At 74.2% G+C, this 14117-nt stretch carries 12 protein-coding genes; 10 read left to right on the top strand and 2 right to left on the bottom strand.

Features of this window, described 5'->3' with window-relative positions; genetic code table 11:
• Positions 1 to 58 precede the first annotated feature (58 nt).
• The 6 genes from argS to rho all read left to right on the top strand — a co-directional run bounded on the left by argS (position 59) and on the right by rho (position 9049).
• Entirely contained in the window at positions 59 to 1711 is a 1653-nt protein-coding gene (gene argS / locus QSK00_RS21825; RefSeq protein ID WP_285594048.1) for an arginine--tRNA ligase, read from the top strand.
• A gap of 4 nt (positions 1712 to 1715) precedes the next feature.
• Positions 1716 to 3173, top strand: coding sequence for a diaminopimelate decarboxylase (lysA, locus tag QSK00_RS21820; protein ID WP_285594045.1), 1458 nt, complete (start codon positions 1716 to 1718; stop codon positions 3171 to 3173).
• Positions 3170 to 4522, top strand: a complete 1353-nt coding sequence (locus QSK00_RS21815; RefSeq protein WP_285594043.1) for a homoserine dehydrogenase — start codon at positions 3170 to 3172, stop codon at positions 4520 to 4522. The genes lysA and QSK00_RS21815 overlap by 4 nt, the downstream gene beginning before the upstream one ends.
• 56 nt (positions 4523 to 4578) lie before the next feature.
• Complete coding sequence (gene thrC / locus QSK00_RS21810) at positions 4579 to 5595, top strand: threonine synthase (RefSeq protein WP_285594311.1); 1017 nt, start codon at positions 4579 to 4581, stop codon at positions 5593 to 5595.
• Positions 5592 to 6509, top strand: coding sequence for a homoserine kinase (gene thrB / locus QSK00_RS21805; protein ID WP_285594042.1), 918 nt, complete (start codon positions 5592 to 5594; stop codon positions 6507 to 6509). The genes thrC and thrB overlap by 4 nt, the downstream gene beginning before the upstream one ends.
• Before the next feature lie 404 nt (positions 6510 to 6913).
• Positions 6914 to 9049, top strand: coding sequence for a transcription termination factor Rho (gene rho / locus QSK00_RS21800; RefSeq protein WP_285594309.1), 2136 nt, complete (start codon positions 6914 to 6916; stop codon positions 9047 to 9049).
• Between the two features lie 72 nt (positions 9050 to 9121).
• Here rho and QSK00_RS21795 read toward each other — a convergent pair whose 3' ends face one another.
• Positions 9122 to 9814: a class F sortase gene (locus QSK00_RS21795; protein ID WP_285594040.1), complete on the bottom strand. Its 693-nt coding sequence runs from the start codon at positions 9812 to 9814 to the stop codon at positions 9122 to 9124.
• Positions 9815 to 9890: 76 nt separating this feature from the next.
• Positions 9891 to 10694 carry a GVDTG sorting domain-containing protein gene (locus QSK00_RS21790; RefSeq protein WP_285594038.1) on the bottom strand — a complete coding sequence of 268 codons (804 nt, stop codon included), beginning with the start codon at positions 10692 to 10694 and terminating at the stop codon, positions 9891 to 9893.
• Between the two features lie 304 nt (positions 10695 to 10998).
• Between QSK00_RS21790 and rpmE the strand changes: the two genes are divergently transcribed.
• From rpmE to QSK00_RS21770, 4 genes are all read left to right on the top strand, one after another.
• Complete coding sequence (gene rpmE, locus QSK00_RS21785) at positions 10999 to 11211, top strand: 50S ribosomal protein L31 (RefSeq protein WP_018335047.1); 213 nt, start codon at positions 10999 to 11001, stop codon at positions 11209 to 11211.
• An 88-nt stretch (positions 11212 to 11299) separates the two neighbouring features.
• Positions 11300 to 12397, top strand: coding sequence for a peptide chain release factor 1 (gene prfA / locus QSK00_RS21780; RefSeq protein ID WP_502872066.1), 1098 nt, complete (start codon positions 11300 to 11302; stop codon positions 12395 to 12397).
• A complete protein-coding gene (prmC, locus tag QSK00_RS21775) occupies positions 12394 to 13245 on the top strand; it encodes a peptide chain release factor N(5)-glutamine methyltransferase (RefSeq protein ID WP_502872065.1) in 852 nt (283 codons plus the stop codon). Before prfA ends, prmC begins: the two co-directional genes overlap by 4 nt.
• 191 nt (positions 13246 to 13436) lie before the next feature.
• Positions 13437 to 14081: an L-threonylcarbamoyladenylate synthase gene (locus tag QSK00_RS21770; RefSeq protein WP_285594035.1), complete on the top strand. Its 645-nt coding sequence runs from the start codon at positions 13437 to 13439 to the stop codon at positions 14079 to 14081.
• Positions 14082 to 14117: the final 36 nt, after the last annotated feature.

The following is a 14117-nucleotide window of genomic DNA, read 5'->3' as shown; positions in this document are numbered from 1 at the left end:
GGGGTGATCGCGAGCCACCGGCATACCCGCTGGCACGGGCTCCCTAGACTTGGCGGACGTGACCCCCGCTGCGCTCGCCGATCTCCTGCACGCCGTCGCCGTCGACGTGCTGACCGAGCGCGGCCTCGACACGGCCGCGCTGCCCGACGAGGTCACCGTCGAGCGGCCGCGCAACCCCGAGCACGGCGACTACGCCACGAACCTCGCGATGCGCAGCGCCAAGAAGGCGGGCGTGAAGCCCGCCGACCTCGCCGGATGGCTCGCCGAGCGGCTGGAGAAGACCGACGGCGTCGCCGCCGCGGAGGTCGCGGGTCCCGGGTTCCTCAACCTGCGGCTGGCTGCCGACGCGCAGGCCGGCATCGTCGCCGAGATCCTCGAGCGGGGCGCGGGGTACGGCCACGGTGACGCGCTGACCGGGCAGGCGATCAACCTCGAGTTCGTCTCCGCCAACCCCACGGGCCCGATCCACCTCGGCGGCACGCGCTGGGCCGCCGTCGGCGACGCGCTCGGTCGGGTGCTCGAGGCCCAGGGTGCGGCCGTGACGCGGGAGTACTACGTCAACGACGCGGGCGCACAGATCGACCGGTTCGCGGAGTCGCTCATCGCCGCCGCCCAGGGCCGGCCGGTCCCGGAGAACGGCTACGGCGGCGCCTACGTCGCCGAGGTCGCCGCGAAGGTCGTCGAGACCGAGCCCGGGGTGCTCGACCAGCCCGAGGACCAGCAGCTCCAGGCGTTCAAGCGGCTCGGCGTCGCGGTGATGCTCGACGAGATGCGGACGTCGTTGGAGTCGTTCGGCACGCACTTCGACGTCTGGTCCTCCGAGCTCGCGCTGCACGCCTCCGGTGCGGTCGAGGACTCCGTGCAGAAGCTCAAGGACGACGACGCCCTGTACTTCGCCGACGGCGCCTGGTGGCTGCGCTCCACCGAGCACGGCGACGACAAGGACCGGGTCGTCATCAAGTCCGACGGCCGGCCCGCCTACATCGCGGGCGACATCGCCTACTACCGCGACAAGCGGGCCCGCGGCGCCGACCTGGCGATCTACATGCTCGGAGCCGACCACCACGGCTACATCCACCGCCTCAAGGCCGTGGCGGCCGCGTTCGGCGACGACCCGGCGACGGTCGAGGTGCTGATCGGGCAGCTGGTGAACCTGCTGCGCGACGGCGAGCCGGTGAAGATGTCCAAGCGCGCGGGCACGATCATCACGCTCGAGGACCTCGTCGACGCGGTCGGCGTGGACGCCGCCCGGTACACGCTGACCCGCTCGAGCGTGGACCAGGTGCTCGACATCGACCTGGACCTGATCAGCCGGCGCACCAACGAGAATCCCGTGTTCTACGTCCAGTACGCCCACGCCCGGCTCTCCGCCCTCGCCCGCAACGCCGCCGACCTGGGGGTCAGCCGGGAGAACCCGGATCTCGCGCTGCTGGTCGAGCCCCGCGAGGGCGACCTGATCCGCACCCTCGGCGAGTTCCCGCGGGTGCTGGCCTCGGCCGCCGCGCTGCGCGAGCCGCACCGCGTCGCCCGGTTCCTCGAGGAGCTGGCCGGCGCCTACCACCGCTTCTACGACACCTGCCGCGTGCTGCCGCAGGGTGACGAGGAGCCGGGCCCGCTGCACACGGCGCGTCTGGCCCTCTGCGAGGCGGCCCGCACGGTACTCGCCTCCGGCCTCGGTCTGCTCGGTGTCTCCGCCCCGGAACGGATGTAGAGAAATGACCCGCGCCCACCCCGCCGGGCCCCGGCACGCCGACGTGCTGCCGGCGCACGACGTCCCCGGCCCGCTCCCGCGCACCGGCGCGGACCTCGACGTGCTGCCCGAGGTCGTCTGGCCCCGCCACGCCGCCCGGCACGACGACGGCGTCGTCCGCCTCGCCGGCGTCGACGTCCGCGACCTCGCCGAGCGCCACGGCACCCCGCTGTTCGTGGTCGACGAGGCCGACTTCCGGTCCCGCTGCCGCGACCACGCGCAGGCCTACGGCGACCCGGCGCTCGTGCACTACGCGTCCAAGGCCTTCCTGACGACGGAGGTGGCCCGCTGGGTCGCCGACGAGGGCCTCGGCCTCGACGTCTGCAGCGAGGGCGAGCTCGCGACGGCGCTGCGGGCCGGCTTCCCGGTCGAGCGGATCACGATGCACGGCAACAACAAGTCGGTCGGCGAGCTCGACGCGGCCCTCGAGGCCGGCGTCGGGCGGGTCGTGGTCGACTCCTTCGCCGAGATCGCCCGCCTGGACGACCTCGCCCGTCGTCGGGACCGCGTCGCCGACGTGATGGTCCGCGTGACGGTGGGCGTCGAGGCGCACACCCACGAGTTCATCGCCACCGCGCACGAGGACCAGAAGTTCGGCTTCTCGCTGGCCGGTGGGGACGCCGCCGAGGCGGCGCGCCGGGTGCTGAAGTCCCGCGGCCTGCGCCTGGTGGGGCTCCATTCGCACATCGGCTCGCAGATCTTCGACGCCGGCGGGTTCGAGCTCGCCGCGCGGCGGGTCGTCGGGCTGCTGGCGGACATCCGCGCCGAGCACGGCGACCTGGCGGACACGGCGAGCGCGCTGGTCGACCTGGGCGGCGGGATGGGCATCGCCTACACCACGGCCGACCAGCCGCGGACGGCGTCGTGGCTGGCGGGGGAGCTGCACGCGATCGTCGGGCGCGAGTGCGCGCGGGCCGGGATCCCGGTGCCGCGGATCGCGGTCGAGCCGGGTCGCGCCATCGCCGGCCCGGGCACGGTCACGCTCTACACCGTCGGCACGATCAAGGACGTCGAGCTGGGCGGCGGCGCCCGTCGCCGCTACGTCTCGGTGGACGGCGGGATGAGCGACAACATCCGCACGGCCCTCTACGACGCCGCCTACGACTGCCGGCTCGTGTCGCGGTCCGCGGCGACGGCGGAGCCCGGTGCCGCGAACCCGGGCGGGGACACCCCGGTGCTCTGCCGGGTGGTCGGGAAGCACTGCGAGTCCGGCGACGTCGTGGTCCGCGACTGCTGGCTGCCCGCCGACCTCGCGCCCGGCGACCTGCTGGCCGTCGGGGCCACGGGGGCCTACTGCTACGCGATGGCGAGCGCGTACAACAAGGTGCCGCGGCCCGCCGTCGTCGTGGTCCGCGACGGCGCGGACCGGACGATGCTGCGCCGCGAGACCCTCGACGACCTGGCGCGCCTGGAGGTGCTGTGAGCGACTCGATCAAGGTCGCCCTGCTCGGCTGCGGGGTGGTGGGATCGCAGGTGGTGCGGCTGCTCGACGAGCAGGCCGAGGAGCTCGCGGCCCGCGTCGGCGCGCCCGTCGAGCTCGCCGGCATCGCGGTCCGCCGCCCGCAGCGCCACGCCGACGTGCCCACGGAGCTGCTGACGACGGACCCGGCCGAGCTCGTCGCGCGCCCCGACGTCGACGTCGTGGTCGAGCTGATGGGCGGCATCGAGCCGGCGCGGGACCTGCTCCTGGACGCGCTGAAGAACGGCCGCTCGGTGGTGAGCGCGAACAAGGCGCTGCTGGCCGAGGAGGGCGAGGCGCTCGCCGCCGCCGCCCGCGAGTCGGGCGCCGACCTCTACTACGAGGCCTCCGTCGCCGGCGCGATCCCGCTGCTGCGGCCGATCCAGCAGTCCCTGGCGGGCGACCGCATCCGCCGGGTCGCGGGCATCGTCAACGGCACCACGAACTTCATCCTCTCCGCGATGGAGTCGACCGGCGCGGGCTACGCGGACGCGCTGGAGGAGGCCGGGCGGCTGGGCTACGCCGAGGCCGACCCGACCGCCGACGTCGACGGGTACGACGCCGCCTCCAAGGCCGCCATCCTCGCGAGCCTCGCCTTCCACACCCGCGTGACCGCCGCGGACGTGTACCGCGAGGGCATCCGCGACGTGACCGCCTCCGACATCGCCTCCGCGCGGGCGCTCGGGTGCACCGTGAAGCTGCTGGCGATCTGCGAGCAGGTCGACACCGCCGACGGCGCCGTGGTCTCGGCGCGCGTGTACCCGGCGATGATCCCGCGCTCGCACCCCCTGGCCTCGGTCTCCGGCGCGTTCAACGCCGTCTTCGTCGAGGCCGACGCCGCGGGCCCGCTCATGTTCTACGGCCAGGGCGCGGGCGGCCCGCAGACCGCGAGCGCCGTGCTCGGCGACCTCGTCGCGGCGGCCCGCAACAAGGTGATCGGCGGCCGGGGTCCGCGCGACACCGCGTACGCGCACCTGCCCGTGCAGTCGATGGGTGACGTCCGCACCCGCTACCACGTCAACCTCGACGTCCACGACCGCGCGGGCGTGCTCGCCGCGGTGGCCGGGGTGTTCTCCGACCACGACGTGTCGATCGCGACCGTCAAGCAGGAGGGCGGGCAGCGCGACCCAGGTCATGGCGGTGAGGACGACGCGCCCGCCACACTGGTCGTCGTGACCCACGAGGCCCCCGACGCGGCCCTGCGGGCCACCGTGGAGGCCCTGTCGGGTCTGGAGTCCGTCCGCGGTGTCGCCAGCATCCTGCGCGTGGAGGACCTCGGCCGTCCCGTGAGCGCCCTCGGAGGAAGTCAGTGAGCCTGCTCGGTACCCGCGTCGAGTGGCCCGGCGTCATCCGCGCCTACCGGGACCGCATGCCGAACGTGCAGGACGGCTGGGACGTCGTCACCTTGCGCGAGGGCGGCACGCCGCTGCTGCCGGCGCCGCACCTGTCCGCGCTGACCGGCTGCGAGGTCCACCTCAAGATCGAGGGCGCGAACCCGACCGGGTCGTTCAAGGACCGCGGCATGACCGTCGCGATGACCGAGGCGGCCGCGAGCGGCGCGAAGGCCGTCATCTGCGCCTCGACCGGCAACACGTCCGCCTCGGCCGCCGCCTACGCCGCGCGCACCGACATGACCTGTGCCGTGCTCGTGCCGCAGGGCAAGATCGCGCTGGGCAAGCTCGCCCAGGCCACCGCCCACGGCGCCCGCATCCTGCAGCTCGAGGGCAACTTCGACGCGTGCCTCGAGCTCGCCCGCAAGGCGGCCGAGGAGCACCCGATCGCGCTGGTCAACTCCGTGAACCCCGCGCGCATCGAGGGCCAGAAGACGGCGTCGTTCGAGATCTGCGACCAGCTCGGCCGCGCGCCCGACCTGCACGTCCTGCCGGTCGGCAACGCCGGCAACATCACCGCCTACTGGCGGGGCTACGTCGAGTACCACCGCGACGGCATCGTGGAGGCCACCCCGGAGATGCACGGGGTGCAGGCCGCGGGTGCCTCGCCGCTGGTCTCCGGCGCGCCGGTGAAGCAGCCGGAGACGATCGCGACCGCCATCCGCATCGGCTCGCCCGCCTCGTGGGACGGCGCCATCGCGGCGCGCGACGAGTCCGGGGGCCGCATCACCGCGGTGGACGACGACGCGATCCTCGCCGCCTACCGGATGCTGGCGGCCCGCGAGGGCGTCTTCGTCGAGCCCGCCTCCGCCGCGTCGGTGGCGGGGCTGCTCGCACGGTCCGCCGCGGGTGAGCTCACCCCGGGCCGGCTCGTGGTCTGCACCGTCACCGGGCACGGACTGAAGGACCCGGGGACGGCGCTGGCCGACGTGCCCGAGCCCGTCGTCGTCCCGGAGCGGGTCGACGCCGTGGCCGAAGCACTCGGGCTCGGATGAGCTCCGTCCGCGTCCGTGTGCCGGCCACCTCGGCCAACCTGGGGCCGGGCTTCGACTCGCTCGGGCTCGCGCTCGGGCTGCACGACGAGATCGAGCTCACCGAGATCGACGGCGGCCCGAGCACCGTCGAGGTGCACGGCGAGGGCGCCGGCCGGGTGCCGCGCGACGAGCGGCACCTCGTGCTCAAGGCCGTCTGCGCGACCTACGAGCTGGCCGGCGTCGACCGGCCGTCGGTGCACCTGACCTGCCGCAACGTCATCCCGCACAGCCGCGGGCTGGGGTCGTCGGCCTCGGCCGCGGTGGCCGGCATCGTCGCCGCGTGCGGCCTGCTCGGTCCGGGGAAGGCTCCCGACGACGAGGCGGTCCTCGACCTGGCGGCCCGCTTCGACGGCCACGCCGACAACGTCGCCGCGTGCCTGTACGGCGGGCTGGTGGTCACGTGGTGCACCGGCGGGGGGAGACGGAGCGGAGCGGGGCTCGACCATCGACCCGGCTACCGGGCCGCGCACCTCGAGCCGCACCCGGACGTGGTGCCGGTCGCGTTCGTCTCCGAGCACTCCAGCTCGACCGAGGCCACCCGGGGGCTGCTGCCCGACCGGGTGCCGCACTCCGACGCGGCGTTCACCGCCTCCCGGTCGGCCCTCGTGGTGCACGCGCTCACCCGGGCACCGGAGCTGCTGCTCCCCGCGACCGAGGACCGGCTGCACCAGCCGTACCGCCGCCCGGCCTACCCGGCGACCGCGACCCTGGTGGACGCCCTGCGCGACGCGGGCGTACCGGCCGTGGTGTCGGGCGCCGGCCCGACGGTGCTCGCGCTGACGACCGGCGAGCCGTTGCCGGACGGCCTCCCCACCAGCGGATTCGACACGGTGCGCCTCCCGATCGACACCGCGGGCGCGGTCGTCACGGTCTGAGCGGACCCGGACCCCGGTCGCGCCACCCGGTTGTTGCCCACCTGTGCTGCTGGGGTTAGTCTGGCCACCGACAGCGACCAGCGTGATCCGCGCCGGTGCCACGCCCCGGGGATCCCGGGACGGTCTTCCCCGCTCCGGTTCTCGGACGGTCCCGCCCGGTCGTTGCCTCCCAGATGTTCCGCAACGTGCCCTGCTCCCGGGACGCCGATCCACCCGAACCTGCTTCCCGCGACGCGGCGTTGCAGTGGATTCGTGCGCCCGAATGCGCGCGGACACGTCCGCTGGCCCGGGATGAGGAGTCCCCGGCCGGTCCAGGAAGGACCTGCGTGACCGAAACCGACGTCATCACCCCCGACGCCGCTCCCGCCGGCACCGAACGTCGCCGCCGTGGAGGTGTGTCCGGGATGGTGCTCGCCGAGCTGCGCGAGCTCGCCGGGACACTCGGCGTCACCGACACCACCGGCATGCGCCGGGGTGACCTCATCGAGGAGATCAAGAAGCGGCAGTCCGGCGCCGCCCAGCTCCCGCTCGGGGAGGGCCCGGCCGAGGAGGCCGCGGCCGCCGAGGAGGCCGCCGAGGCGGCGGCCCCGGTCGAGGAGAAGCCCGCCCGCCGTCGCGCCAGCCGGCGCAAGGCCGTGACGCCCGACGCCGAGCAGTCCGCCGACGGCAGCGGCGACACCGGCGGCATCGCCGGGGCGGTCACCGCCGCCACCGACGCGCCCGCGGCGGACGCCGACGCGGCCGCGGGCGTGACGCCGGTCGAGCAGCCCGCCGGGCCGGGCACCGGCGAGAACACCGACGAGGACGCCTCGGCGGAGCGGCCTGCCCGCCGCCGTCGCAGCGCCCGCCGGGACGCCGGCCCCGGCGCCGACGACACCGCCACGCCGGCCGAGCCCGGGGCGAGCGCCGTCGCGGCGCCGGCCGAGGCGCCCGAGCAGGCGCCCCGCGAGGACGAGGGCCGGCCCGAGCGTCGCGCCGACCGCCAGGACTACGACCGCCAGGGCGGCCGTGACCGTCCGGCCCGCGGCGACCGCCAGGGCGGCCGGGACCAGCAGCAGGACCGCGACCAGGGCCGGGACCAGCAGGCGGACCCCGACGACGACTCCGACGGCGAGCGCGGGGGTCGTCGCCGCGGGAACGGCCAGGGCCGGGACCGCCAGCAGGGCCGTGACCAGCAGCAGGGCCGTGACCAGCAGCGGGACCAGCAGGGTCAGCGTGACCAGCAGCAGGGACAGCAGCGGGACCAGCAGGGCCAGCAGCGCGCGGACGACGACGACGACGAGGACGGCGGCGGCCGTCGGCGTGGTCGGCGGTTCCGCGACCGTCGCCGCAACCGCAACGAGCGCGGCGGCGGTCAGGAGGGCCCGCAGGACACCCGCGAGCCCGAGGTCCGCGACGACGACGTCCTGATCCCCGTCGCCGGCATCCTCGACGTGCTCGACAACTACGCGTTCGTGCGGACGTCGGGCTACATGGCCGGCCCGAACGACGTGTACGTCTCGCTCTCCCTCGTGCGCAAGTACGGGCTGCGGCGCGGCGACGCCGTCACCGGTCAGGTCCGGCAGCAGCGCGAGAACGAGCAGAACCGGCAGAAGTTCAACCCGCTGGTGCGGGTCGACTCGATCAACGGGCTGGACCCGGAGCAGGCCCGCCGCCGTCCGGAGTTCACGAAGCTCACGCCGCTCTACCCCAACGAGCGGCTGCGCCTCGAGACCGAGCCGCACCTGCTGTCGACCCGCGTGATCGACCTGGTCATGCCGGTCGGCAAGGGGCAGCGCGCGCTGATCGTCTCGCCCCCGAAGGCCGGCAAGACGATGGTGCTGCAGGCGATCGCCAACGCGATCACCACGAACAACCCCGAGGTCCACCTCATGGTCGTGCTCGTCGACGAGCGGCCGGAGGAGGTCACCGACATGCAGCGCACGGTGAAGGGCGAGGTCATCGCCTCGACCTTCGACCGGCCGCCGTCGGACCACACCTCGGTCGCCGAGCTCTCGATCGAGCGGGCGAAGCGTCTCGTCGAGCAGGGGCACGACGTCGTCGTGCTGCTCGACTCGATCACCCGCCTCGGCCGGGCCTACAACCTGGCCGCCCCCGCGTCGGGTCGCATCCTGTCCGGTGGTGTCGACTCGACGGCGCTCTACCCGCCGAAGCGGTTCCTCGGCGCGGCGCGCAACATCGAGGACGGCGGCTCGCTCACGATCTTCGCGACCGCGCTGGTCGAGACCGGCTCGACGATGGACACGGTGATCTTCGAGGAGTTCAAGGGCACCGGCAACGCCGAGCTCAAGCTCGACCGGAAGCTCGCCGACAAGCGCATCTTCCCGGCGATCGACCCCGACGCCTCGTCCACGCGCAAGGAGGAGCTCCTCCTCTCGCCCGACGAGCGGGCCGTGACCCACAAGCTGCGCCGGGTGCTCGCCGCGCTCGACTCGCAGCAGGCGATCGAGCTGATCCTCGACCGGCTGCGCAAGACGCGGACGAACATCGAGTTCCTGATGTCGGTCGCGAAGACGATGCCGACGAAGGACGACGAGTAGTCGCTCGATTCACGACGACGGGCCCTGCCGCAACTGCGGCAGGGCCCGTCGTCATGAAGGGGGATCAGCGGCTCACGGCGAAATCTGGTTCGCGTAGACCACCGTGTTGTCCCGGTAGGAGCGGGCGCTGTCGTCGAAGGGCCCGCCGCACGTGATCAGCCGCATCTCGGGTCGCGTGGTCGGTCCATACACGGCCTCGGAGGGGAAGGCGTTCTTCGGGTAGGTCTGCACCGAGTTCACCTTGTAGACGAGGGTCCGGCCGTCGGCGGCGGTCACGGTGAACTCGTCGAGCGGGCGGAGCTCGGAGAGCCGGTAGAACACCGAGGGCCCGTTCTTCGCCGAGTCGATGTGGCCGAGGATGACCGAGGGGCCGTCCTGTCCCGCCTTCGCCGACCCGGTGTACCAGGACGCCTCGTCGTACTGCGGCCCGGGCGCCGGGACCTCGATGCTGCCGTCCGGGTTGAGCCCGCTCGCGTTGACCACCGAGCGCACCCCGATCGCCGGGATGTCGATGCTCACGGGAGGGGACGGCGGCAGGCCCGGGGCGGCGGGCGCCGGCGTCGCCGACACGGTGACCGGGGGACGGGCGTCGGGGGCGGCGATCGGGGCGGCCGAGCGGGTCTCCCCGGCGCCCGCGAGTCCGAGCACCAGCAGGGCCACGCCCGCGACGACCAGGACGGCGATCCCGATCAGGAACGCCGCCCGACGGGACCGGCGGGGCGGCGTCGGGTCGGTGCCGGGCGGTTGCGCCGTCGGCGCTGTCATGCGGTACTCCTCGGAGGAGGGCGGAGACGAGGACGGGGGGTGCGCCGTCCGGCGCACCCCCCGTCACCGTGCTGGACTAGTTCTGGCCGGCCCGACGACGGACGACCACGAGCGCGCCACCCGCGAGGGCGAGGGCGAGGACACCGGCGCCGACGAGGGTCTCGTCGATGCCACCGGTGGCGGTGCTGCCGGCACCGGTCTCGGCGCCGCCCTTCGGCATGGTGCCGGGCATCGCGCTACCACCCTGGCCGGGCAGGTTCACGACGATCGTCGCGATGCCGACGGTGGTGCCGCCCTTGAGCGCGTCGGTGGAGAACGCCTTGTTGAGGGCGGTCGCCGCGTCGCTCGACAGCTTCACCGTGGTGCCGGTCAGCGTGGCGGTGCCCGCCGAGGCGTCCGTGGTGATCGGCTTCAGGGTCGAGCCGTCGAGGTCGAACAGCGTGACCGAGTCGGCCACGGTCTTGCCGTTGGCCGAGACCTTGCCCTTGAGCGTGGCGGGCTGGCCCGGGTCGATCACGAAGTTCTCGAGGGTGACCTTGGTGTCGCCCTTGGTCAGGGAGAGGCCCGACCCGTCGTGCATGATCGTGCCCTGGACGTAGGGCGTGACCTCACCGGGCTTGTAGACGGTGACGTTGCCGCCGGTGATCGGGAACTTCGCGGTGCCGTCGGTGACGGTCGCGTCGCCGGTCGGCGCCGGGGTGACGTCGAGCGACTTCAGCGCGTCGGTGAACCCGCTGTCGAGCTTCACCGACGTGCTCTGGCCGGTGAGGCTCGGGATGGTGGCGACCGGCGGCGGCGTCTGCGCCAGGGCCGAGCCCATGCCGATACCGGTCAGGGCGAGCGCGGCCACGCCGGCCACCGCCATCGTGCGCAGCTTCATGGAGGTGCTCCCTCGGATGTCGACCGGCGGAAGTGCCGGATGTGTTGCTACCTCCGTATGACGGCGCCCAACTGTTCGGACCAGTTTTTTTCACCCAACAGGGACTTCACACGCCGGGAGATGACGGACGCGTGACGGGGCCGTGACGGCGGGTGGGGCGGCCCGGGCGGGAACAACGCCGGGGGCGGGCCGGTTACACGGACCAGCGGGCAGTCCTGAGAGAATGCCCGGTGGCACAGATGCCTCCGGTTCACCCCACGAGCACGACGGGGACCCGGCGGCCCACGATGAGAGGACCAGCCACATGAAGTCCGGGATCCACCCCGAGTACGTCGACACCACCGTGCTCTGCAGCTGTGGCAGCTCGTTCACCACGCGCAGCACCAAGGCGGGCGGCAACATCACCGTCGAGACCTGTTCGGCGTGCCACCCGTTCTACACCGGCAAGCAGCGCATCCTGGACACCGGCGGCCGCATCGCCCGCTTCGAGGCGCGGTACGGCAAGCGCTCCAAGTAGCGACCCCGACGCCCGTCGTCGTCCGCCTCGTGCGGACGGCGGCGGGCGTTCGTGCGTCCGGGCGACCCTCAGGCAGCAGGAGACAACCATGACATCGGTGGCCGACAACTCGGTGCGGGCCCTCGTGGAGGAGCACGCCGGGCTGGAGGCGCGCCTGGCCGACCCCGACGTGCACGCCGACCAGTCCCTCGCCCGTCGGCTGGGCCGGCGCTACGCCGAGCTCGCCCCCATCGTCGCGACGGCGGGGGAGCTGGAGCGCACCGAGGCCGACCTCGCCGACGCCCGCGAGCTCGCCGGGGAGGACCCGGCCTTCGCCGCCGAGGCCGACTCGTTGAGCGCGACCGTCGGGACGCTGCGCGACCGCCTCTCCGAACTGCTCGTGCCGCGCGACCCGGCCGACTCGCACGACGTCGTCGTCGAGGTGAAGTCGGGGGAGGGCGGGGAGGAGTCCGCGCTGTTCGCGGGCGACCTCCTGCGGATGTACTCCCGCTACGCCGAGCGGCGCGGCTGGAAGGTCGCGGTGCTCTCGGCGACCGAGTCCGACCTCGGCGGGTTCAAGGACGTCACCGTCACGGTCACCGCGCCGGGCAACGACGCCGACGGTGTCTGGGCCTGGCTCAAGTACGAGGGTGGCGTGCACCGCGTGCAGCGGGTGCCGGTCACCGAGTCGCAGGGACGCATCCACACCTCCGCGGCCGGCGTGCTGGTCTACCCGGAGGCCGAGGAGGCCCCCGACGTCGAGATCGACGACAAGGACCTGCGCATCGACGTCTTCCGCTCCTCGGGCAAGGGCGGCCAGGGCGTCAACACCACCGACTCCGCCGTCCGGATCACCCACCTGCCGACCGGGGTCGTCGTGAGCTGCCAGAACGAGCGCTCGCAGCTGCAGAACAAGGCGCGTGCGATGGACGTGCTCCGGTCGCGGCTGCAGGCGATCGCGGACGAGCAGCAGGCCGAGGCGGCATCGGCCGACCGGCGCAGCCAGGTCCGCACCGTCGACCGCTCCGAGCGGGTGCGCACGTACAACTACCCGGAGAACCGCATCTCCGACCACCGCATCGGCTACAAGTCGCACGACCTGGACCGGGTTCTCGACGGCGAGCTGGGCGGCGTCCTCGAGGCGCTGCGGGCGGCCGACCGGGCGGAGCGGCTCGCCACCGCGGCGAGCGAGGAGGTACGGGGATGACGGCCATGGACACGACCCGGGTGACCCGTACGCGGGTGGCTGCGGCGGCGGTGACGCTGGCGGAGGCCGGGATCGGTAGCCCGCGCGTGGACGCCGAACTGCTGGCCGCCCACGTGCTCGGCATCCCGCGGACCCGGCTGGTCCTCGCGCCCGATCTCGACGACGAGGCCTCCCGCCGCCTCGACGAGCTCGTCGAGCGGCGCGCGGCCCGCGAGCCCCTGCAGCACCTCGTCGGGTCGGCGGTGCTCGGCCCGGTGGCGGTCGCCGTCGGGCCCGGGGTCTTCGTGCCCCGCCCGGAGACGGAACTGCTGCTCACCGAGGGCGTCGCGAACCTGCGGGGCACCGCGGCACCCGTCGTCGTCGACCTGTGCACGGGCTCCGGCGCGCTCGCCCTCGCGCTCGCCGTCGCCCGGCCGGACGCCACGGTGTGGGCCGTCGAGGCCGACCCGGCAGCCCTCGCCTGGGCCGGGCGCAACCTCGCCGGCTCCGCGGTCCGCCTCGTCGAGGGCGACGTCACGGTGGCGGAGACGCTGGCCGAGCTCGACGGCGCCGCGGACCTCGTGGTCGCGAACCCGCCGTACGTCCCGGCCGACACCCCCGTCTCGGCCGAGGTCGCCCACGACCCCGCCCGCGCCGTGTTCGCCGGGGCCGACGGGCTCGACGTGATCCGGCCGCTCGCCGGGACGGCCGCCCGGCTCCTGCGTCCCGGGGGACGGGTGGTCGTGGAGCACGACGAGTCGCACGCCGCGGAGGTGCTCGACCTCCTCGGGGCGGCGGGGTTCACCGGGCTCGGCACCCGCCTCGACCTCGCCGGCCGTCCGCGGGTCGCCGTCGGGACGCGCGCCTGACGTCAGCGGTGGCCCACGGCCGTCACCCGACGTCAGCCGTGGGCCACCGCTGACGGGCGGGCGGTCCGCCTCCCGTGATCAACGGTCCCTGAGGGGGCTGCGCGAGGGGGCCGAGCCCCGTCGAGGTCCGTCGATCACGGTCGGGGCGCCGGCCCACGCGGGTCCGCGCCGGTGATCGCTAGGGTCGCCCCGTGACCACGTTCGACTGCCGTGTCCCCGACACCCGTGCGGCCGGGCTCGCCGCCGCACAGTCGGCGGTGCGGGCCGGGCGTCTCGTCGTCGTCCCCACCGACACCTCCTACGGCGTCGGCGCGGACGCGTTCGACCAGAACGCCGTGCGCGAGCTGCTGGCCGCCAAGCGCCGTGGCCCGGAGACGCCGGTGCCGGTGCTGGTCGGCAGCTGGTCGACCGTCGACGGGCTCGTGTCCGTGGTGCCGAGCGCCGCCCGCGACCTCATCGAGGCGTTCTGGCCCGGCGGGCTGAGCCTGGTCCTGCCGCACTCGCCGTCGCTGGCCTGGGACCTCGGACGGACCCGCGGCACCGTGGTGCTGCGGATGCCGCTGCACCCCGTGGCGCTGGAACTGCTGCGCGAGTGCGGTCCGATGGCCATCACGGGGGCGAACGCCGCCGGCGGGTCGGTGCCCCACACCACGGCGGACGCCTACTCGCAGCTGGGCGACCTGGTGGAGGTCTACCTCGACGGCGGCCCCCTCACCTCCGACGCGGGCTCGACCATCGTCGACCTCACCGGGACCGATCCCGTCGTCCGGCGCGAGGGCGCGGTGAGCCTCGCGCAGATCGCCGAGGTGCTGGGGCGGCAGCCCGCGGTGGCCTGAGCGGGCCGGTCCTCGTGGGCTCCTATCATGGAGTCG

The organism is Actinomycetospora sp. NBRC 106378, from assembly GCF_030269685.1.
In the GTDB taxonomy this organism is placed as follows: domain Bacteria; phylum Actinomycetota; class Actinomycetes; order Mycobacteriales; family Pseudonocardiaceae; genus Actinomycetospora.
This window is presented reverse-complemented; position numbering and strand designations above follow the sequence as displayed.

What these genes read in the sequence shown, in the direction of transcription:
- lysA (WP_285594045.1), top strand. Translation starts at nt 1,716, where the DNA reads ATGACCCGCGCCCACCCCGCCGGGCCCCGGCACGCCGACGTGCTGCCG.
- thrC (WP_285594311.1), top strand. Translation starts at nt 4,579, where the DNA reads ATGCCGAACGTGCAGGACGGCTGGGACGTCGTCACCTTGCGCGAGGGC.
- thrB (WP_285594042.1), top strand. Translation starts at nt 5,592, where the DNA reads ATGAGCTCCGTCCGCGTCCGTGTGCCGGCCACCTCGGCCAACCTGGGG.
- rho (WP_285594309.1), top strand. Translation starts at nt 6,914, where the DNA reads ATGGTGCTCGCCGAGCTGCGCGAGCTCGCCGGGACACTCGGCGTCACC.
- QSK00_RS21795 (WP_285594040.1), bottom strand. Translation starts at nt 9,814, where the DNA reads ATGACAGCGCCGACGGCGCAACCGCCCGGCACCGACCCGACGCCGCCC.
- QSK00_RS21790 (WP_285594038.1), bottom strand. Translation starts at nt 10,694, where the DNA reads ATGAAGCTGCGCACGATGGCGGTGGCCGGCGTGGCCGCGCTCGCCCTG.
- rpmE (WP_018335047.1), top strand. Translation starts at nt 10,999, where the DNA reads ATGAAGTCCGGGATCCACCCCGAGTACGTCGACACCACCGTGCTCTGC.
- prfA (WP_502872066.1), top strand. Translation starts at nt 11,300, where the DNA reads ATGACATCGGTGGCCGACAACTCGGTGCGGGCCCTCGTGGAGGAGCAC.
- prmC (WP_502872065.1), top strand. Translation starts at nt 12,394, where the DNA reads ATGACGGCCATGGACACGACCCGGGTGACCCGTACGCGGGTGGCTGCG.